Consider the following 20,924-nt stretch of genomic DNA (forward strand, 5'->3'; position numbering starts at 1 on the left):
GTGCGTTCGGGCGCTTGCGAAGCAGTGCTTCGCAAGCAAAGCGCCCTCACCCCTGGGGGCTCGATGGCGCCATCCATGGCGCCAACGGTCCTGCGGCCCCACACCGCCCCACCCCCGACAGTTTCCCGGTGACGGTGGGTCAACTGCGACTGCCGGTGGGTGTCGACCTTGGTCGACACGGTAGATCCACGCCATGCGTGGATGCAGAGCGAAGCGATCCGCTTCCGCTTTTGATCTTCTCTTTCTTTTCCGTGGTGGACGCACACGGAAACTGTCCGTGGCCGGGCGGGTGGGCTGCGCAGGGACGTGAGCCGCATGGATGCGGCGACCGAGCTTACATGGACGTACTTGCAGCGTCCCCTGCGCAGTCCACCCGCCCGGCCAATCCCATGACCGACAAACGCCGCCCACCACGAGGGGCTGCGCCGTTGGCTGGAAACTAGACCGGTGCCAGCGCCGTGAACGGTGCCCACGGCAGGTTACGCAGCAGCGCATACCCAGGCAGTACCCAGAGCCAGAACGTGGGATTGGCCAGCACCCGCATCAGCGGGTCCAGCAGGCGCGGACGGATGCCGGCGATGTTCAGCAGCATCAGCAGCAGGAAGGGCAGGCTGATGACCAGCAGCGGGTTCATCGCCATCGCGCCGGGCAGGTCGAAATGGACCAGCGAATACAGGCAGCGGGTGCTGCCACAGCCCGGGCAGTACAGGCCGGTCAGCGCGTACAGCGGGCAGCTCGGCAAGGGATTGCCGGCGACATACGGATTGACGTTGCGCAGCACCAGCGCGGCACCGGCGGCCAGGCCGGTGGCGGCCAGCAGCGGTGCCCAGCGGGCCAGTCGGGATCGGGTGGGCAGTGCGGACATGCAGCAACGGATCCGGCGCAGGCGCCGGATCCGTCCACGCGGATCAGTAGCCGCTGTTGCTCATCGCACCCATGCCGCCGAGAGCGACGATCAGGATGCCGTACAGCACGCCGACCACGACGGCGGCAATGGCCGACCAGATGGCCCACTTCTTGGCCTTGGCCGAGGATTCCTGGGCACCGGCGATGTCGCCAGCGGCCAGCTTGCCGTTGACCTGGGCGGCGTAGACGATCGACACGATGCCGGCCGGCAGGCAGCAGAACAGGGTGCTCAGGATGGCCCAGACCAGATTGTTCGGGACCTGCGGAGTGGCGGTATTCATGGGTTCAAGCTCCTTGATGGGTGGTGGTGGTGAATCATTGGTCGGAAAGAGCGCCCAGTACGGCCAAGCCGCCGAACAGCCCGAACCACAACAGCAACAGGACCGGCAGGGCCACGGCCGAAGCCACCGCCCACCAGCCCGCCTTGCGCGACGCGCTGTAGGCCCCCGGCAGGTCGCCGGCCGCGCGGCGGCCATCGACCTGGGAGGCATAGACGATCGACACCACGCCCAACGGCAGGCAGCAGAACAGCGTCGTCAGGATCGCCCAGACCAGATGGTTGGGGATGTAGACGGGACGGCTGAGCGGTGGCGGTTGATTCAAAGCAAGACTCCATTCCTTGGTGGCCGGCCTTGGTGCATTGGCCGAACCTCCCCCCTGTGGGTGCGTAATCTACCTCAACCTGCGCTGCATGTATGCGTTTACAGTCAGATGATGGCGTGTATGGCCCTTGACTGGGCGCTATTTGACGGGCCTCTGTCATGAGACAGAGGCCGTCATTCCGGGGATTGGGGCTATCGCCTGGAAGCGCTACCGACGGCCGCCGGGCCGATCAGGCGTGATCGCCACGCAGGGCCCGCACCTGCGCCTCCAGCACCGGGGCGCGGGTGGCGTGGCCATCGACGGCCGGTGCCGCCACGACCTCGACGGTAGCGCGGAAACGGCGCGGCACCCGCATGCGGCCCAGGCGGCTGTCGCGGCGACTCCACATGCTCGACCACATGCCGCGTAGCGCCATCGGCACCACCGGCACCGGCCGCCGCTCGAGGATCTTCTCGACGCCGGATTTGAACGGCGCCATCTCGCCGTCGCGGGTCAGCGCACCCTCGGGGAAGATGCAGACCAGTTCGCCTTCGGCCAGCGCAGCGTCGATCTCGTCGAACGCCCGCTGCATCAGTGCCGGGTCTTCGCGCGCACCGGCGATCGGGATTGCCTTGGCGGTCCGGAAGATCCAGCGCATTACCGGGATGTTGAAGATCCTGTAGTACATGACGAAGCGCACCGGACGCGGAATCGTCGCCGACAGGATCAGCGCGTCCATGTAGCTGACGTGGTTGCAGACCAGCAGTGCGGCGCCTTCGTCGGGCACGTTGGCCTCGATGCCGTGCGGGCGCAGCCGGTACAGGGTGCGCACCATCAGCCAGCTGAGGAAGCGCATCAGGAATTCGGGGACGATGGTGAAGATGTAGATCGCCACCAGCGCGTTGGCGATGGCCAGCGCCAGGAACTGCTGCGGAATGGTCCAGTGCAGCAGCGTGTGCGCGGCCAGCGACAGCAACGCCGCAGCGACGATGAAGCCCGAGTTCTGGATGTTCAGTGCGGCGAACACGCGCGACATCTGCGCCTTCGGCGTGCGGCTCTGGATCAGTGCGAACAGCGGCACCACGAAGATGCCGGTGAACAGGCCGATGCCGATCAGGTCGATGACGATGCGGATGCTGCCGGGCTGCTGCAGGAACGGCGCGATGGTCAGCCCGTGCACCGTCGCTTCGCCGCTGCGGGCGAAGTACAGGTCGAGCAGGAACGCGGTCATGCCGAACGCGCCCAGCGGTACTAGGCCGATTTCCACCGTACGCGCTGACAGCTTCTCGCACAGCAGCGAGCCGACGCCGGTGCCCACCGAGAACAGGGCCAGCGCGAAGATGTACAGGGTCGGCTCGCCGCCTAGGTTGGTCACCGCGTAGGCCGGTAGCTGCGAGGTCAGCACGGTGCCAACGAACCAGAACCAGGACACGCCCAGGATCGAGTTGCGCACGGCCTTCTGCTGGCGCGCCATGCGCAGTACCGCCAGCGATTCCGGCAACGGGTTCCAGTTGATCTTCAGGGTCGGGTCGCCTGCATCGACCCTGGGAATCAGGCGCGCGGCGATGTTGCCGCAGATCGCCAGGGCGATGATCGCGCACGCAGCCACCACCGTACCGTGGCTGCCGGCCACGGTGAACACCAGGCCGCCAACGATCATGCCGGAGAGAATCGACATTGAAGTGCCCATCTCGACCAGGCCGTTGCCGCCGGTCAGTTCCTCGGGCCTGAGCACCGACGGCAGCACCGAATACTTCACCGGGCCGAACAGGGTGGACTGCATGCCGGTACAGAACAGCGCGACCAGCAGCACCGGCAGGCTCTGGGTGAGGAAGCCGGTGGCCGCCAGCGACATGATCACGATCTCCATGGTGGTGGTGATCACGATCAGCCGCGATTTTTCCAGTTTGTCGGCGATCTGCCCGGCCAGTGCCGAGAACAGGAAGTACGGCAGGATGAAGATGGCCGGTGCCAACGTGGCGTACAGCCCGAGTTCCTCCTCTGGCACGGCCATGAACAGCAACATGCTGATGATCGCTTGCCGGTACACGTTGTCGTTGAAAGCACCGAGCGCCTGTACCACGAAGAACGGCAGGAAACGGCGCTGGCGCAGCAGGGCAAACTGGTTGTGACCGGACATGGAACCTCCTTGACCGGCGCAGCCTAGCATTCCTGCCCATCCGCTGTGGGTGCGGGCCTGTGGGTGCGGACCGTTGGTCCGCACACCTGCCGTCGGACTCAGACGATATCGTCGACCACGCCGCCATCCACGCGCAGCGCTGCCCCGGAAGTCGCCGAGGCCTGTGGCGAGGCCAGGTACACCACCATGTTGGCCACTTCCTCGACCGTGGCAGTGCGCTGGATCACCGAGGACGGCCGGTGTGCCATCACGAACTCGCGGCCGATCTGCTCCAGCGGCTTGCCGCTGCGCCGGCGCTCATCCTCGAACATCGCCGCGAAGCCATCGGACAGGGTCGGGCCAGGCAGCACCGCGTTGACGGTGACGCCGCTGCCGGCCACGCGCTTGGCCAGGCCGCGCGACAGTGACAGCTGCGCGGTCTTGCTGACCCCGTAATGGATCATGTCGACCGGGATGTTGCGCGCCGATTCGGACGAAATGAACAGCACGCGGCCCCAGCCGGCATCGACCATCGCTGGCAGCAGCGCACGCGACAGGCGTACGCCGGACATCACGTTGGTCTGCCAGTAGCGCTCCCAGGTGGCGTCATCGGTCTGGAAGAAATCCTCTGGGCCGAAGATGCCAGCGTTGTTGACCAGGATGTCGACCCTCGGCAGCCCAGCCAGCAGCGTATCGACACCGGCCGCATCGGAGAGGTCGGCGGCGACACCCAATACGTCGGCTCCCGGCACGGCCGCGAGCAGATGCTGGCGGGCGCGCTCGACGCTGCTGGTGCTGCGGCCATTGACAATGACCCGCGCACCAGCGCTGGCCAGGCCTTGGGCGATAGCCAGGCCGATGCCGGCGGTGGAGGCGGTGACCAGCGCGGTGCGACCACTGAGTTCGATTTTCATGGTGATGATCCAGAGCGGGCGATTGCCCAGTATCCGCGTGGCGGCGTGATCGAACTGCATCGCCCGGTGCAACGCGCCGTTGCACGCGGCGCAGCAGATCCACGCCCTGCGTGGATGGGATGCCCGCAGCGATGACGGATCAGGTCAGGTTGGTTACCGTCTCATTGGCCGCGGCACGCACCTTCGGCAGCATGCGCAGGACCAGCGCCATCTGGGTACGGATCAACTGCAGTTTCGGCGGCATCGCCTCGTCGATCTGCTCCAGCTCGGCAGCCACCGCGCGGTCGGCGTCGTTGTCATCGTCCGCGACCGGTTGCCGCGCGGTCAGCGCCGTCGCCAGCTGCTGAAGTGCCTTGCGCACGCGATCGCCCGCGGCCAGCGCCAGTGGATCGCCTGCGTAGCTGTCCACCTGGTCGCGGTGCGCACCCAGCGCCGACAGATGCCCCAGCAGCGTGTTGGACAGCGCCAGGAAGCGGAAGCCGGCATCCAGGTTGCGGCGCACGTGGCCGGGTTCGCGCAGCATGTTCGACAGTGCGGTGGACAGCGCGGCGTCGGCGTTGTGCATGTCGCGGCGGGCGATGCGGTAGGCCAGGTCGTCGCGCATGCCGCTGCGGTACTGGCCCAGCACCGAATCCAGGTAGCGAGCGGCAGTGTCCAGCACGCGTGCCAGGACGAGATGCAGCTGGCGGCCCTGCCAGTCGGGCAGGATCAGGAACGCTGCCGCCGCTGCGATCGCGCAGCCCAACAGCGTATCGACCATGCGCGGCACGATCAGCACGAAGCCATCGCCGATCAGGTTGAAGCAGGTCAGCGCCATCACGGTGATCGCGGCTGATGCCACCAGGTAGCGGTCGGTGCGGGTGAAGAAGAACAACAGTGCCGACAGCAGTGCGATCAGCAGCTGTACGTGCAGCTGCGGGAACAGCTGCAGCAGTGCCCAGGTCAGCACCAGACCGGCGACGGTGCCGACGATGCGCTGTGCCAGGCGCTGGCGGGTGGCGCCGAAGTTGGGCCGGCACACGAACACGATGGTCAGCAGTACCCATGAACCGTTCTGCGCATTGAACAGCCGGATCGCTGCAAAGCCGGCGATCAGCGCCAGTGCCATGCGCAGGCCATGGCGGAACAGCACCGAGCCGGGCGTGAGCTGCTGGCGGATGCGCACGCCCATCTCGCGCAGGGTATGCGGGTTGCTGTCGCGCAGGCGGGTGTCGACGTTGTCCAGGCTGGCTTCGGAACGTTCGGCATCCAGCAGGCGGCGCTCGATGCTGCGCAGGTTGTGAACCAGCAGGTCCAGCGAGCCGAGCAGGCGCTGCCACTGCGGGCGCTGCTGGTCACGCAGGTAGGCCAGCGCGTCGGCCAGGTCGCGCCCGGCCTGCTGGTTGCTTTCTCCGTATACGAACGGACGACGCAGCCGGATCGCCTCGCCCAGGCGGGCACAGGCCTGGCCCTGCAGATCGAGCAGGCGCTGGCAGCGGTAAAGCACATCGCTGTGGAAGAAGGCGTCCACCAGCGCGCCATATGGGTAGTGCGAGGAACTGGCGCGCTCGTGGAAATCCTGTGCCATGTAATACAGGCGCAGGTACAGGCCGGAGTTCACGCCCGGCCGCCCGGAACGGCCGAAGCGGGCCAGGATCGCGGTCTTGGCCTCGTTCAACGCACCGACCACGCGCCGGTTCTGTTCGGCCAGGTCGAGCTGGCGACGTTGCAGGTCGGCTTCGCGCACCGGCTCGAACAGCGCAGCCTTCAGCTGCAGGTAGCGGCCCAGCTCAACGTACAGCCGCGCCACGCGTTCGCGCACCGGCCGGTTGGCGAACAGCGCAGTCCACAGGATCGACAGCAGCCCGTACCAGGCTGCACCGGCCAGCAGATGGCTGACCGCGTCCAGCGCGCTGTGCAGGTCGCTGGCGCCATGCTGCTCCAAGCCGATCATGGTGTAGATCGCCAGCGTCACCGTGGCCTGGGCAATGGATGCGTAGCGCTCACCGAGCGCGCCAAGCAGGGTCAGGCCGAAGGTGGACAGTGCCAGCGCGCCGATGAAGAACCACGGCCACGGGAACAGCCAGATCACCGAGGCCGCCGCAATGCAGAAGCACAACAGTGACAACACCACGGCCTTGATCCGGCCCCACCAGTTGTCGTCCGTTTCTGCGATGGCGCTTGCGATGATGCCGAGGAACACGCCGGGCAGGGCGGTCAGCGCCTCGAACTGCCAGCCCACGGCCACGGCCGCGGTCAGCGCGATGAACACGCGCAGGCCGTAGCTGGCCTTTTCGTGGGCCCACAGTCGGCTGAGGCGGGATTGGCGGGCGGACATGCAGGCTCGGTGGAAGGGTCTTCCACCATTATTGCGGGCCGCGCGTGAAATATGGAGTGCGGACCAACGGTCCGCACCCACGGTGCTGCCGGGCCCTACATGTCGAACCGCACGCTCACAGCGAACGTGCGTGGCAGGCCTGTGCCGGCGTTGGACCAGTACTTCCGGTTGGCCAGGTTCTCGACGCTGGCGCGCACGGTCACCGGATGACCGGAGGCGAGCAGGCGGTAGCCGATGCCTGCATTGACCAGCGTGTAATCGGGCAGCTTCAGGGTGTTGTCGGCGTCGTACCAGACATCGCCGTAGTAGCGCACCGCGGCGTATGTTTCCAGGCCATCCACCCACGGCAGCTGGTAGGTGGCGTGCACGACCCCGCTCCAGCGCGCCGCACCGGCGGTACGGTTGCCCTCCTGTGCAGCGCTGGCCGGGGACAGCCTGTCGTAGGTCGGGTCCAGCCAGGTGACGCCTCCGCCAACCGTGAGGACATCGCTGAGGTGCAGGTCGGCACTGGCCTCGATGCCTTCGTACAGCGTGATGCCGTCCTGCACCAGGCGCTTGCCGGCCGGTGTGAGTTCATCGATGTTGGCGCCACGTTCCAGCCGGAACGCCGCCACGTTCGCGTTCCAGCGCGCGGCCTCGGCCTTCGCGCCGATCTCGTACTGCTTGCTGAGGGTCGGGTCGAGCACATCACCGGCGTTGACGTAGCTGTTGCCTACGCGGCTGCCCGCTTCCAGCGATTCGATGTAGCTGGCGTAGAGGGTGACCGCCTCGCTGGGCTTGAACATCACGGCATAGGTCGGTGTGACCGGATAGGTGTGGTAGCGACCCTTGGTCTCGTAATCGTTGTAGCGCCAGCCCGCCAGCACCGACCATCCGCTGCCGAGATCGACGGTATCGCTTGCGAACACGGCCTGCTGCACGGTCTCGTCGCCACGGGTCATCATCCGTGAACCGACGGCGTCATGGCGGATGTCATGGCGCTGGTACAGGTTGGCGCGGCCGATCAGGCTCCATTCGTAGGGACGGTCCCAGCCCAGCCCGGTCTGGTGACTGATGCCTGCCACCACCTGATGCTGCAGCGGACCGGTGCGGAAGCTGCCCTGCAGCATCGCCTGGGCCAGCCTCCACTCGCTCTTGCCACCCAGTTCATAGACGTTGACGTCATAGTCGCCATTGGGCGAATCGATGTAGGCGAAGATCTTGTTGACGTCATTCCACGAGGTGGTGACGCCGTAACTCAGGCTGGTTTTCCAGTCGCTGTTGATCTGCCAGTCCAAGCGGGTCGACAACAGGCTGGAACGAGTGTCGTAGTAGGTGCCGGCGACACTGTTGCCGGTATTCCCGGCGATCGGTCGCGGCAACGAGGTCAGTCCGCGGAAGTAGTACTGCGGCGATTCCTCGCGCAGGTCGCGTGACTGGAACACGCCGTCGAAGGTCCAGATCAGTGCGTCGCTCAGGCGCGCGTCCAGCGACAGTGCGCCCACCTTGCGATCGACGTGGCCACCATTGAAGGTCTCACCCTTTTCCTCGAAAGCATTGAAGCGATAACCGAACATCTGCTCGTTGCCGAAGCGGCCGCCGACGTCCATCCCGGCACTGACGATGCCCTGCTCGCGCCAGCCCAGCTGGGCGGAGAAGGTGGGCGTATCGGTCGGCTTCTTGGTGATGTAGTTGACGATGCCACCGGGGGCACCGAAACCATAAAGGAATCCACCCGGGCCTTTCAGCAGATCGACCTGTTCCATCACTTCCAGCGGCCACTCGGTACCCCACGAGGAAACCTGCAGGCCATTGACGCGATAGCTGTCGAAGTTCAGGTCGATGCCACGGTTGCGGATCGGCGAACTCCAGCCACTGGCATAGGCGCTGACCTGGGTGGTGACCGAAGGGTCGAGCAGGAACGCTTCGCCCAGCGAGACCACTTGGCGCTGCTCGATCTGCTCGCGGCCCACGGCGGTGATCGCGAACGGGGTATCACGCAGCACGCGATCACCAAGGGCGCCGGTATCGGCGTGGGTGCGTTCGGCTGTGACCTTCACCGCATCCAGATCGGTGGCACTGCGGTTCCGATTGGTGCGCTCGGGTACGGACTGGGCATGCGCGGCACAGGCCAGTGACAGGGAAACGGCAAGCAGGGCCGGGCGGCAGAGTGGGTGCAGGAGCATGGTTCAGTCATCCTCGGCGAACGGCCACGCGCCATCCGCCCGCATGGGGGGAAAGGTTGATGGCTGGGATCACGCAGGCTTGCCGGAGAGGGCAGCGGGGCGCCGCGAAGGGGCGCAGGACCATGGCTGGAGGGGAATTGTTCTCTTTTCGTTACAGCACGTCAAACCGGGAGGCGTGCGGACCAACGGTCCGCACCCACCCTCCGCGCCGGTGGTAGTGCCGGCCGCTGGCCGGCAGATTCGCAGTATCGAGAACTAGATCCACGCCATGCGTGGATGGGCTCTACTACGCCCGCTGCGCGCGCTTGAGCAGCTTCGCTTCGCGCCTGCGCGCGCGACGGGCGCGCCAGCGCTCGGCCAGGCAGGAGAAGATCACGTACAGTGCCGGCGTACTGAGCAGGGTCAGGCTCTGCGAGAACAGCAGGCCGCCGATCATCGCGATGCCCAGCGGGCGGCGCAGCTCGGACCCTTCACCCAGGCCGATCGCCAGCGGCACTGCGGCCAGGATCGCGACCATCGTGGTCATCATGATCGGGCGGAAGCGCACGATGCTGGCCTCGCGTGCAGCATCGCGCGGCGCCAGCCCACGCTCGCGCTGCGCCACCAGTGCGAAGTCGATCATCATGATCGCATTCTTCTTGACGATGCCGATCAGCAGCACCAGCGCGATCATCGAGATCACCGACAGCTCGGTGTTGGTGCCGAACAGGGCCAGCAGCGCACCGACACCGGCCGCCGGCAGCGTGGACAGGATGGTGACCGGGTGGATCAGGCTCTCGTAGAGCATGCCCAGTACCAGGTACACGGTCAGGATTGCGGCGAACACCAGGATCAGCATGTCGCTGGGATCGGAGTTGAAGCCGAAGCCCGCATCGTCGGCCAGGCGGATGTCGCCGGGCATGCGCATGCCGGCCACGGTCGCGTCGATGATCGCCTTGGCCTCGCCCATGCTCACGTTGGGAGCCAGGTTGTAGCTGAGGTCCATCGTCGTGTACTGGTTCTCGTGGGTGATCTGCGATGGGGCCAGGCCAGGCATCTGCGTGGCCACCGCGGTGATCGGAACCATGTCGCCGTTGCGCGCACGCACGTACACCTCATCCAGCGCCGCCGGGGTGGCGGTCTGCGAGGGCAGGGCATTGACCACCACGCTGTACTGGTTGATGTCCGAATAGATGGTGGAGATCTGGCGCTGGCCGAACGCACCATACAGCGCGCCGTCGATGGCGCCCACTGTGATGCCCAGGCGCGCGGCCTTTGCGCGGTCGATCTGGATGTTCTGGCGCAGGCCGGCATTGTCCACGTCGGTCCCGACGTCGCGCAGCTTCGGGTTCTTCTTCAGTTCCGCCTGCAGCTTGGGCAGCCATTCCTGCAGTGCGGCCAGGTCGTTGCCCTGCAGCGAGATGCGGTACTGCGCGCCCTGGCTGGAACCGCCGCCATCGTTGCTGGGCAGGTCCTGGATCGCGCGCAGGCGCAGCTGCAGGTCGGGATAGCGATCGGCCTTGGCGCTGAGGCGCGCCAACGCATGCGCGGTGGTTTCGCGGCGGCCGTCGCTGCGTGATTTCAGCTCGATGTTGAACTGTGCACTGGAGCCCTGGCGGCCGCTGCCCAGGCGTACACCCACCGTCTTCACCGCCGGGTCGGCCATCAGCATGTCGGTGATGCGGCGCTGGCGCGCGACCATGTCCTCGAACGACACGGTGGCACTGGAGTTGGCGCGGCCCCAGATCAGGCCGGTGTCCTGCGGCGGGAACGCGCCCTTCTTCACCGCGCCGAACAGGAAGATGGTGACGCCGATCAGGATCAGCGGCGTCAGCGACAGCAGCAGCGCGTGGCGCAGCGAGAAGTCGAGGAACACGGTGTAGATGCGCAGCATGCGCTCGTGGCCGGCGTCCAGCCAGCGGCCGAAACGCGACGGCGGCGCGCTGTGGGCGTGCGCGCTGAGGAAGCGGCTGCACAGCGCCGGGGTCAACGTCAGCGAGACGATCATCGAGACCACGATGGCCGCCACCAGGGTGACGGTGAACTCGCGGAAGAACGCGCCCATCATGCCGCTGGCGAACAGCAGCGGGATGAACACCGCCACCAGCGAGGCGGTGATCGAGACGATGGTGAAGCCGATCTCGCGCGCACCGGTCAACGCCGCCTGCATGCGCGGCATGCCTTCGTCGAGGTGGCGCATGATGTTCTCGATCACCACGATCGCATCGTCGACCACGAAGCCGATCGCGATCACCAGCGCCAGCAGGCTCAGGTTGTTCAGGGTGAAGCCCATCACGTACATCACCAGCGCGGCGCCGGCCAGCGACAGCGGCACGGTCACCGCCGCGATCAGGGTGGGTGCCAGCCGGCGCAGGAACAGCGCCATGGTCAGCACCACCATTGCCAGGCTGATCAGCAGGGTGACCTGCACTTCATGCAGCGACGAACGGATGGTCGGCGTACGGTCGAAGTACGGCGTCATCGTGGTGCCCGGCTGCAGGTAGTCGCGCAGGGTCGGGATCTGCGCCTTGACCCGGTCCACGGTCTCCACGATGTTGGCGCCGGCACGGGTGAACACGTACATCACCACCGCCGGCTTGTGGTCGAACCACGCCGCCTGGTAGGCATCCTGCTGGCCGTCGTAGACGTTGGCGATGTCCTTCAGCCGGATCACCCGGCCGTCGCCCTGGGTCTTGACCACCAGGTCAGCGAAGTCGGCGGCGCGCGCCACCGAGTCGTTGGCGATGATCGCCGTGGTGGTGTTGCCATCGCTGAGGAAGCCGGTGGGCGAGGTCACGTTGGCCGCGCGCACTGCGTTGCGCAGGTCATCGGCGGTCAGGCCCAACGCGTTCATCAGGCGCAGGTTGACGTCCACGCGCACCGCTGGCGTCGACGCGCCAGCGATGTCGACCGAGGCGACGCCGCTGATCTGGCGGATGCGCTGCGCCAGCAGCGAGTCGGCCACGTTGTAGAGCTCGTCGGCCGACTGCGTCTGCGAGGTCAGCGCGATGGCGATCACCGGGTCGTCGTTCGGATTCGCCTTCTGGTACATCGGCGAGCCCATGCCCGAGGGCAGGTCGGCCTGAGCCGAGTTGATCGCCGTTTGTACATCCAGTGCCGCCGAATCGATGTTGTGGCCGCTCTGGAAGATCATGAACACCAGCGAGCTGCCTTCCGAGCTCGACGAGCGCATGCGATCGATGCCCGGCAGCTGGCCGAGATGGCGTTCCAGCGGCGCGGTGACCGTCGAGGCCATGGTCGCCGCGTCGGCGCCGGACTGGCTGGCATGCACGAAGATCACCGGGATCTCGATGTTCGGCAGCGCCGATACGCCCAGGCGCAGGTAGCAGATCAGGCCGACCATGAACAAGCCGATGGCCAGCAGTGCGGTGCCGATCGGGCGGCGGATGAAGGGGCCGGACAGGTTCATCGTGCGGCCCCCCACGGCAGCGGGGCGTGGATCATGCCTGCGGCTCCTGCAGCGAACCGTCGCGCAGCGCACGCTGTTCGCGGCGGCGCGCCAGCCACTCGGAGAAGCGCTCCATGTACAGGTAGATCACCGGCGTGGTGTACAGGGTCACCAACTGCGACAGCAGCAGGCCGCCAACGATGGCGATACCCAGCGGGCGGCGCAGCTCCGAACCGATGCCGGTGCCCAGCGCCAGCGGCAGCGCGCCGAGCATGGCCGCGGCGGTGGTCATCATGATCGGGCGGAAGCGCAGCAGGCAGGCGCGGCGGATCGCTTCGTGCGCGTTGGCGCCGGCGCGGCGGGCTTCGATGGCGAAGTCGACCATCATGATGCCGTTCTTCTTGACGATGCCGATCAGCAGCACGATGCCGACGATGCCATCCACCGACAGGCTCAGCCCGCACAGCATCAGCGCCAGCAGCGCGCCGACACCGGCCGGCGGCAGCGTGGAGATGATCGTGATCGGGTGGATGTAGCTCTCGTAGAGCACGCCCAGCACGATGTAGATCACCACCAGCGAGGCCAGCAGCAGCCACACCACATCGGTCTGGCTGCCGGTGAACTCGGCGGCCTTGCCGATGAACTCGGCATGCAGGTGTGCCGGCATGTCCAGGCTGTCCTTGGTCTCCTGGATCGCACGCACCGCTTCGGACAGCGAATAGCCCGGCGCCACGTTGAACGACACGGTCACCGCCGGCAGCTGCTGCTGGTGGCTGACCACCAGCGGGGCGCTGCTGACCTTGCCTTCGGCCAGCGCCGACAGCGGGATGATGTTGCCGGCGCCGACGGTGATGCCGGTGTTCTGCGCGCCGATGCCGGTGGCGGTGGACGAGTTGGAGGAGGTGACCTGGCCGAAGCTGGTGGCATTGGTGCCGGTCAATGCGCCGGCGCCGTTGGAGGCGACCGCCAGCTGTTCCATCAGCGCGGTGCTGGTGCGGAACTCCGGTGCCACTTCCAGCACCACACGATACTGGTTGAGCTCGGTGAAGATGGTCGAGATCTGGCGCTGGCCGAACGCATCGTAGAGCGTGTCGTCGATGGTCTGCATCGGCACGCCCAGCACGCTGGCCTTGTCGCGGTCGATGTTCAGCTCCAGGGCGCGGCCCTGGTTGGACAGGTTGTTGTCGACGTCGGCCAGTTCCGGGCGCTTGCGCAGCGCTTCGGTCAGGCGCGTGGCCTGGGTCGCCACCGTCGCCGAATCCACGTCCGACAGCGAGTACTGGTACTCGGTGGCGGCCACGCGGGTATCCAGGGTCACGTCCTGTACCGGCTTCAGGTACAGCGCCACGCCCGGAATGCCCGCCACCGCCTTCTGCAGGCGCGGCAGGATCTCATCCAGGCCATCGCGCTCGCCGCGTTCCTTCAGCACGATCGACAGCTGGCCCTGGTTGAGCGTGGGATTCATGCTGCCCGCGCCAATGAAGGCCGACACGCCGGTCACATCCGGGTCCTGGCGCAGCGCTTCGGCCACCTGCCTGGTGCGCTGCTCCATCTGCGGGAAGGCGATGTTCTGGTCGGCCTGCACCACGCCGGTGATCAGGCCGGTGTCCTGTTCGGGCAGCAGGCCCTTGGGGATCAGCACGTACAGCAGCACGGTCAGCACCAGCGCGCCACCGGCCACGGCCAGGGTCAGGCGCTGGTGGCCCAGCACCCAGTCCAGGCTGTGCTCGTAGAGGCCGACGGTGCGCGTCCACAGGTTCTGCTTGCCGGCCGCTGCCGCGCGCTCATGCGCGTCCTCGCCCTCGGGCAGGGCGTCGGGCTTGAGCAGGTAGGCGCACATCATCGGGGTGAGCGTCAGCGAGATCAGCATCGACAGCACCACGGCGATGCTCAGCACCCACGCGAACTCGTGGAACAGGCGGCCGGTGACGCCGGGCATCAGCAGCAGCGGCAGGAACACCGCCACCAGCGAGACGGTCAGCGACAGCACGGTGAAGCCGATCTGGCGTGCGCCGATCTCGGCCGCTTCCTTGCCGCTCTTGCCCTGCTCGATGTAGCGCACGATGTTCTCGATCATCACGATCGCATCGTCGACCACGAAGCCGGTGGCCACCACCAGCGCCATCAGCGAGAGGTTGTCCAGCGACATGCCGGCGAAGGCCATCACCGCGAAGGTACCGGCCAGCGAGAGCGGTACTGCCACCGACGGGATGATCGTGGCCCACAGGCGGCGCAGGAACACGAAGATCACCGCCACCACCAGGCCGATGGTGAGGATCAGGGTGAACTGCACCTCATGCACCGAGGCGCGGATGGTCTCGGTGCGATCGTTGAAGATTTCCAGGTGCACGTCGGCCGGCAGCACGCCCTGCAGCTGCGGCAGGATCGCGCGGATGCGCTCGACGGTCTGCACGATGTTGGCACCGGGCTGGCGGCGCACTTCCAGCAGCACCGCCGGCTTGCCATCGGCCCAGGCGGCCAACTGGTCGTTCTCCACGCCATCGATCACCTCGGCCACGTCCGACAGCCGCACCGGGCGGCCGTTCTTGTAGCTGATGATGGTGTCGCGGTACTCGGCGGCGCTGGCCAGCTGGTCGTTGGTGCCGATGCTGTAGGACTGGGTCTTGCCGTTCAACGAACCCTTTGGCGCGTTGACGTTGGCCTGGGTCAGCGCGCTGCGCAGCTGTTCCAGGGTCAGCCCCATGTTCGACAGCTGCGCCGGATTGACCTGGATGCGCACGGCGGGCCGCACGTTGCCGGCAATCGAGACCAGGCCCACGCCCTGCACCTGCGACAGGCGCTGGGCCAGGATGGAATCGGCGTAGTTGTTGACGTCGCGCAGCGGGCGCGTGTCAGAGGTCAGCTTCAGGGTGACGATGGCCGCGTCGGCCGGATTCACCCGGTTGTAGACCGGCTGGTAGGGCAGCGATGAGGGCAGGGTGGCTTGACGGATCGCCGCCTGCACGTCCTGCGCGGCGATGTCGATGTCGCGGTCCATCGAGAACTGCAGGATGATCGTCGACAACCCGGCCGACGAGTCCGACGTCATCAGTTCCAGCCCGGAGATCTGCCCGAACTGGCGCTCCAGCGGGGTGGTGACCAGCGAGGCCATGGTGGTGGCATTGGCGCCGGGGTACTGGGTGGTGACCACCAGGCTGGGCGCATCGATTTCCGGCAGCGCCGACACCGGCAGCTTGCGGTAACCGAGGATGCCCAGCAGCAACAGGCCCGCCATCAACAGCGAGGTGGCGATCGGGCGGCGGATGAAGATCGTCGAAAAGCCCACGGACTGATCCTTGCTGGCACTTCAATGTCGGCGCCGGCAGGTCCGCCGGCGCGAGGGAGAACCGTGGCCTGCGCTCAGCGCGGGCCACCACCGCGACGGCCACCGCCGCCCGCGTTCTTCTGTTCGGCCGCCTTCAGCTCGGCCTCGGTCGGCGCGGCCGGGGTCTCGCCCGGCTTCAGCGCGGTGACCTTGCTGCCCGGCTTCAGGCGGAACTGGCCTTCGCTGACCACCCGCTCGCCGCCCTTGAGGCCTTCGGCAATCTGCACCTGGCTGTCGCCCACTTCCACGCCGCTGCGCACGGTCTGCATCTTCACCGTGTTGTCGCCCTGCACGACATAGACGTACTCGCCGTCCGGGCCACGCAGCACCGCCTGGGTCGGAATGACCACGCCGCCGCCGATGGTGCGCAGCTGCATGCGCACGTTGACGAACTGGCCCGGCCACAGGCCGTTGTCGGTGTTGTCGAATACGGCGCGCGCCTTGAACGTGCCGCTGTCGGCACTGATCAGGTTGTCGACCACATCGAGCTTGCCGTCGCCGGACAGCACATGCGAATCGGCGCGGTCCAGCGCCGCCACCGGCACCGTGCCGGCGGCCTGCGCCTGGCGCACATCGCCGAGCTGGCGCTCGGGCAGGTTGAACAGCACGTGGATCGGATGGATCTGGGTCAGCGTGACCAGCGCGGTACCGGCGCTGACCACGTTGCCGGCGTCGACCGCACGGATGCCGGCGACGCCTGAGATCGGCGCGGTGACCCGGGTGTACTGCAGCTGCACCTGCGCCGAGCGCATGCTGGCCTCGTTGGCGGCCACGGCGCTTTCGTACTGTGCCACTTGGTTTCGCTGTGTATCCAGATCGGTCTTGGCGACGTACTGGCGATACTCCGGCGCGTTCGAGCGCTGGTAGTTGGAGCGCGCGGTGGCCAGCAGGGCCTCGTTCTGGCGCTTGGCTGCCGCGGCCTGGTCGTAGCTGGCCTGGGCGGTGCGCGGATCGATCACCGCCAGCACATCACCCTGCTTCACTTCCTGGCCTTCACGGAAATTCAGGCTCATCAGCTGGCCGCCGACCTGCGGGCTGACAGTGACGGTGTTCATCGCGGTCACCGTACCCAGCGCGCTGGCATACACCGGCACGTCCTGGCGCGTGGCCTCCACCACGGTCACCGGCACTGGACCGGCATTCGGATCTTCGCCGCCCTGGCGCGCGCCCGCAGCAGGTTTTCCAGCCTTGTCCTTGCCCCCGCCGATGACGCGCAGGCCGACCACGGCTAGCACCAGGATCGCCACGACCAGCAGCACGATCTTCCAAACACGTGACATTACGAGGACTCCGAGAGGGCTGGACCGGACGGGACGCCGGGACAATGCGCAAAGCATACCTGTGCCACATCACGTTTCCTGCATGACGGATGGGACGGGCGCTAAGACCGGATGCGGCGCCGGAGGTTCCCGTGGCGCCGGTGTTGCCCTACATTCAGCTGGAACCCTCTTGCTGTGGAGATTGCGATGCGCCGTTCGCTGCTGCTGTCCGCCCTGCTGCTGGCCCTGCCGGCGCTTGCCCATGCCCAGGACGGGCAACGCCCGGAAGTGACCGCCGCCGCGCAGCGGCTGCAGGCCCGGGTGGTCGAATGGCGCCGTGATTTCCACCAGCACCCGGAGCTGTCCAACCGCGAGGCGCGCACCTCGGCCGAGGTCGCCAAGCGCCTGCGTGCGATGGGCCTGAAGCCGAAGACCGGCATCGCCCACCACGGCGTGGTGGCGATCATCGAAGGCGGCAAGCCGGGTCCGAAGATCGCGTTGCGTGCAGACATGGACGCGTTGCCGGTGACTGAGCAGACCGGCCTGCCGTTCGCCTCCAAGGCCACCGACCAGTACCGCGGGCAGACCGTGGGCGTGATGCATGCCTGTGGCCACGACGCGCATACCGCCACCCTGCTCGGCGTGGCCGAAGCGCTGGTATCAATGAAGAAGGACCTGCCGGGCCAGGTGATGCTGATCTTCCAGCCGGCCGAGGAAGGCGCGCCGCCGCCGGAAGAGGGCGGTGCCGCACTGATGCTGAAGGAAGGGCTGTTTGCCGACTTCAAGCCGGAGGCAGTGTTCGGCCTGCATGTGTTCTCCAGCGTGCAGGCCGGCCAGATCGCGGTGCGCGGCGGCCCATTGATGGCTGCCTCTGATCGCTTCGGGATCAAGGTGATCGGTCGCCAGACGCATGGCTCGGCACCGTGGAACGGTGTTGACCCGATCGTCGCCACCGCCGATCTGGTCGGCACCGCGCAGACCATCGTCAGCCGCCGCGCCAACCTGTCCAAGCAACCGGCGGTGCTGACCTTCGGCGCGATCAACGGCGGCATCCGCTACAACATCATTCCGGACGAGGTGGAGATGGTCGGCACCATCCGCACCTTCGACGAGGGCATGCGCCAGCAGATCTTTGCCGACCTGCGCAACGTGGCCGAGCACACGGCCGCCGCGCACGGTGCGAAGGCGGTGACCGACATCTACGAATCGGAGGGCAACCCGGCCACGGTGAACGACCCGGCGCTGACCGCGAAGATGCTGCCGAGCCTGCAGGCGGTGGTGGGCAAGGACAACGTGTACGAGCCGCCGCTGCAGATGGGCGCGGAGGATTTCTCGCTGTACGCGAAGGAAGTGCCGGGCATGTTCTTCTTCGTCGGCTCCACCAGCGTGGGCATCGACCCAGCGACGGCGCCGGCGAATCATTCGCCGAAGTTCCTGCTGGATGAGAAGGCGCTGGATGTGGGATTGAGGGCGTTGCTGCAGGTGAGCCTGGATTACCTGCACGGTGCCGGCACTCCTGCTGGCTGAGGGTTTCCGGCAGGGCTTGCAGCCCTGCACCCGCCGAGACCAAAGCCACGTCAACGGCAAAAGCTGGTTCCCTGAGGGATGGCGGGGTGGGTCCGGTGGCAGGGGACGCTGCAAGTACGTCCATGTAAGCTCGGTCGCCGCATCCATGCGGCTCACGCCCCTGCCACCGGACCCACCCCGCCTTCGACAGTTTCCCGCGGCTGTCGGAACGACATTCTGCTTTGGTGGGTGTCGACCTTGGTCGACACGGCGGACGTCATGAACGTCTGAAGGATCGGCTTTTGATCTTGATTTTTCTGATCTTTCCCGTGGTGGTGCAGGAAACTGTCCGTGGCCGGGAGGGTGGGTTGGCTGGGGGCGTGAGCCGCATGGATGCGGCGACCGAGCTTACATGGACGTACTTGCAGCGGCCCCCAGCCAACCCACCCTCCCGGCCGACCCCGAGATCGTGCCTGAACCACCACGGAGGGGCTTCGCCGTTGGCCGGCCCGGCCGAACGCCCGCCCTCCGCGCGATACAATGACCTCCATGAACACCCCACAGGATTCCAGCCTCGGTCGCGAGGTCAGTTACCCGTCGCAGTACGACCCCGGCCTGCTGTTTCCCATCCCGCGCAGCGGCGCCCGCGTCGAGATCGGCCTCGATGACGCAGCGCTGCCGTTCGTCGGCCACGACCGCTGGCACGCCTTCGAGCTGAGCTGGCTCGATCCGCGCGGCAAGCCGCAGGCGGCCGTCGCCACCGTGCTGGTGCCGTGCACCTCGCCGCAGTTGATCGAATCGAAGTCGTTCAAGCTGTACCTCAACTCCCTCAACAGCACCCGCATCGACAGCGCCGAGGCGCTGCGCGCGCGCATCGTGGCGGATCTGTCGGCCTGCGCTGGTGCGCCGGTCCAGGTCGAGTTCGGCCTGCCGGAGCTGCGAGAGACGCCGCTCGGCGAATCCATCGACGGGCTGGACGTGGAGATCGACTGCTACGGCCCGCCGCAGGCCGACTTCCTCGCCGCCGATGCGGGCGAGGTGGTGGAGGAGACCCTGGTCTCGGCGCTGCTGAAGTCCAACTGCCCGGTCACCGGCCAGCCGGACTGGGCCACGGTCAGCCTGCGTTACCGCGGGCCGAAGATCGATCGCGCGGGCCTGCTGCGCTACTTGGTCAGCTACCGTGAACACGCCGAGTTCCACGAGCAGTGCGTTGAGCGGATCTTCAGCGAGGTATCTGCGCGCTGCCAGCCACAATGGTTGGAAGTGGAGGCCCGCTATACCCGCCGTGGTGGCCTGGACATCAACCCCTGGCGCGCCAGCCCCGGCATCACCGCCCCGGCTGCGACCTACCGCGAACTGCGGCAGTAACCGGTAGTGCCGGCCGCTGGCCGGCAACCGCAAGGAACCCGCGTCCAGGGCAAGGGAAAGCCGGCCAGCGGCCGGCACGACCGGACACCGTCTCTCCCGATTGTTCAGTCGCCCCCGGGGGCGGCTTCACATCTGCACCATCCCCATTTAACAACCGCCATGGCACCGTGCCAATCACGTAGTCATGCAGACGGGAGTTGTGGATGAGTACCGAGAAGAAAGCCGATTTCTCCGGCGTCAGCAGCAGCGTCGACAGTACCGCCGAACAGGCACCGAAGGCGGACTTCTCCGGCGTCAGCGCTTCGGTGGACAGCACCGCAGACGTTGTCAGCGGCGGCACCTATACCGTGCAGAAGGGTGACTCGCTGTCGAAGATCGCCAAGCAGCATCTGGGCGACGCCAATGCCTGGAAGAAGATCTTCGAAGCCAACCGCGATGTGCTTGATGACCCGGACAAGATCTTCCCGGGCCAGACCCTGAAACTGCCGCCGAAGTAAGCCGGCCAGAGTGCCGTCCAACAATCCCTGGGAGGAACCCCGAATGATCAAGACCACCCCGCTCCAGACCGCCCTGATCGCCGCCCTGCTGGGCAGCGTCGCCCTGGTCGGTTGCAAGAAGAAAGAAGAGTCGACCGACAACAATGCCGCTCCGGCAGCGACTGCTCCGGCCGAACCGGCAGCACCGGCCCCGATGACCGGCGCGCCGCCGCCGATGGCCGAAGCCGCTGCTGTCAGCGTCTCGTCGGTCACGGTCGGCAAGACCGCAGCCGCCGACAAGTCGGTTGCGACGACGGCTTTGTTCGCGCCGAAGGACGACATCATCGTCTCGGTCAAGACCGACGGTGCTGCCAACAACGTCACCGTTGGCGCGAAGCTGACCTACCAGGACGGCCAGGTGGCCGGCGAACAGAATGCCACGCTGAACACCAGCGGTGCGGAAACCACCAACGTCACCTTCAAGAATGCAAAGGGCTGGCCGGCCGGCAAGTACCGCGCCGAAGTCACCGTCGATGGCAAGGCGGCCGGAACGCCGCAGGAGTTCGAGGTCAAGTAAGTCCAGCCGACTCTCTCCCGGC

General features: G+C 66.8%; 14 protein-coding genes. 4 read left to right on the forward strand and 10 right to left on the reverse strand.

The window, feature by feature from the left end; all coding sequences use genetic code 11:
- Window positions 1-439: 439 nt before the first annotated feature.
- The 10 genes from ACM0PK_RS10700 to ACM0PK_RS10745 form a co-directional block, all read right to left on the reverse strand.
- The gene (locus ACM0PK_RS10700; RefSeq protein ID WP_095378401.1) at window positions 440-865 is read right to left on the reverse strand and encodes a DUF2752 domain-containing protein; all 426 of its coding nucleotides are present in this window, start codon (window positions 863-865) and stop codon (window positions 440-442) included.
- A gap of 43 nt (window positions 866-908) precedes the next feature.
- Window positions 909-1,187 carry a CD225/dispanin family protein gene (locus ACM0PK_RS10705; protein ID WP_005419785.1) on the reverse strand — a complete coding sequence of 93 codons (279 nt, stop codon included), beginning with the start codon at window positions 1,185-1,187 and terminating at the stop codon, window positions 909-911.
- A 34-nt stretch (window positions 1,188-1,221) separates the two neighbouring features.
- Window positions 1,222-1,509: a CD225/dispanin family protein gene (locus tag ACM0PK_RS10710; RefSeq protein WP_005419784.1), complete on the reverse strand. Its 288-nt coding sequence runs from the start codon at window positions 1,507-1,509 to the stop codon at window positions 1,222-1,224.
- Window positions 1,510-1,738: 229 nt separating this feature from the next.
- Entirely contained in the window at window positions 1,739-3,628 is a 1,890-nt protein-coding gene (locus tag ACM0PK_RS10715; RefSeq protein WP_180883813.1) for an MFS transporter, read from the reverse strand.
- 98 nt (window positions 3,629-3,726) lie between these two features.
- Window positions 3,727-4,521, reverse strand: coding sequence for an SDR family NAD(P)-dependent oxidoreductase (locus ACM0PK_RS10720; RefSeq protein ID WP_111200489.1), 795 nt, complete (start codon window positions 4,519-4,521; stop codon window positions 3,727-3,729).
- Between the two features lie 139 nt (window positions 4,522-4,660).
- Window positions 4,661-6,838: a YccS family putative transporter gene (gene yccS, locus ACM0PK_RS10725; RefSeq protein ID WP_414607511.1), complete on the reverse strand. Its 2,178-nt coding sequence runs from the start codon at window positions 6,836-6,838 to the stop codon at window positions 4,661-4,663.
- Window positions 6,839-6,933: 95 nt separating this feature from the next.
- The gene (locus ACM0PK_RS10730) at window positions 6,934-9,003 is read right to left on the reverse strand and encodes a TonB-dependent siderophore receptor (RefSeq protein WP_414607510.1); all 2,070 of its coding nucleotides are present in this window, start codon (window positions 9,001-9,003) and stop codon (window positions 6,934-6,936) included.
- A 286-nt stretch (window positions 9,004-9,289) separates the two neighbouring features.
- Entirely contained in the window at window positions 9,290-12,412 is a 3,123-nt protein-coding gene (locus ACM0PK_RS10735) for an efflux RND transporter permease subunit (RefSeq protein ID WP_414607509.1), read from the reverse strand.
- A gap of 31 nt (window positions 12,413-12,443) precedes the next feature.
- Window positions 12,444-15,677 (reverse strand): efflux RND transporter permease subunit, encoded by a 3,234-nt coding sequence (locus tag ACM0PK_RS10740; RefSeq protein ID WP_072168924.1) that lies wholly within the window; start codon window positions 15,675-15,677, stop codon window positions 12,444-12,446.
- Window positions 15,678-15,751: 74 nt separating this feature from the next.
- Entirely contained in the window at window positions 15,752-16,996 is a 1,245-nt protein-coding gene (locus ACM0PK_RS10745; RefSeq protein ID WP_414607508.1) for an efflux RND transporter periplasmic adaptor subunit, read from the reverse strand.
- Between the two features lie 186 nt (window positions 16,997-17,182).
- On the opposite strand from ACM0PK_RS10745, the gene ACM0PK_RS10750 reads away from it, so the two are divergent.
- From ACM0PK_RS10750 to ACM0PK_RS10765, 4 genes are all read left to right on the forward strand, one after another.
- Complete coding sequence (locus ACM0PK_RS10750; RefSeq protein WP_006473586.1) at window positions 17,183-18,502, forward strand: M20 family metallopeptidase; 1,320 nt, start codon at window positions 17,183-17,185, stop codon at window positions 18,500-18,502.
- Between the two features lie 528 nt (window positions 18,503-19,030).
- The gene (gene queF / locus ACM0PK_RS10755) at window positions 19,031-19,849 is read left to right on the forward strand and encodes an NADPH-dependent 7-cyano-7-deazaguanine reductase QueF (RefSeq protein ID WP_134972913.1); all 819 of its coding nucleotides are present in this window, start codon (window positions 19,031-19,033) and stop codon (window positions 19,847-19,849) included.
- A gap of 203 nt (window positions 19,850-20,052) precedes the next feature.
- On the forward strand, window positions 20,053-20,346 hold the full coding sequence (locus tag ACM0PK_RS10760; protein WP_049410686.1) for a LysM peptidoglycan-binding domain-containing protein: 294 nt from the start codon (window positions 20,053-20,055) through the stop codon (window positions 20,344-20,346).
- Between the two features lie 43 nt (window positions 20,347-20,389).
- Window positions 20,390-20,902, forward strand: a complete 513-nt coding sequence (locus tag ACM0PK_RS10765; RefSeq protein WP_111102215.1) for a hypothetical protein — start codon at window positions 20,390-20,392, stop codon at window positions 20,900-20,902.
- The last annotated feature ends 22 nt before the right edge of the window (window positions 20,903-20,924 follow it).

Source organism: Stenotrophomonas sp. FR010 (assembly GCF_047520755.2).
GTDB lineage: Bacteria > Pseudomonadota > Gammaproteobacteria > Xanthomonadales > Xanthomonadaceae > Stenotrophomonas > Stenotrophomonas sepilia.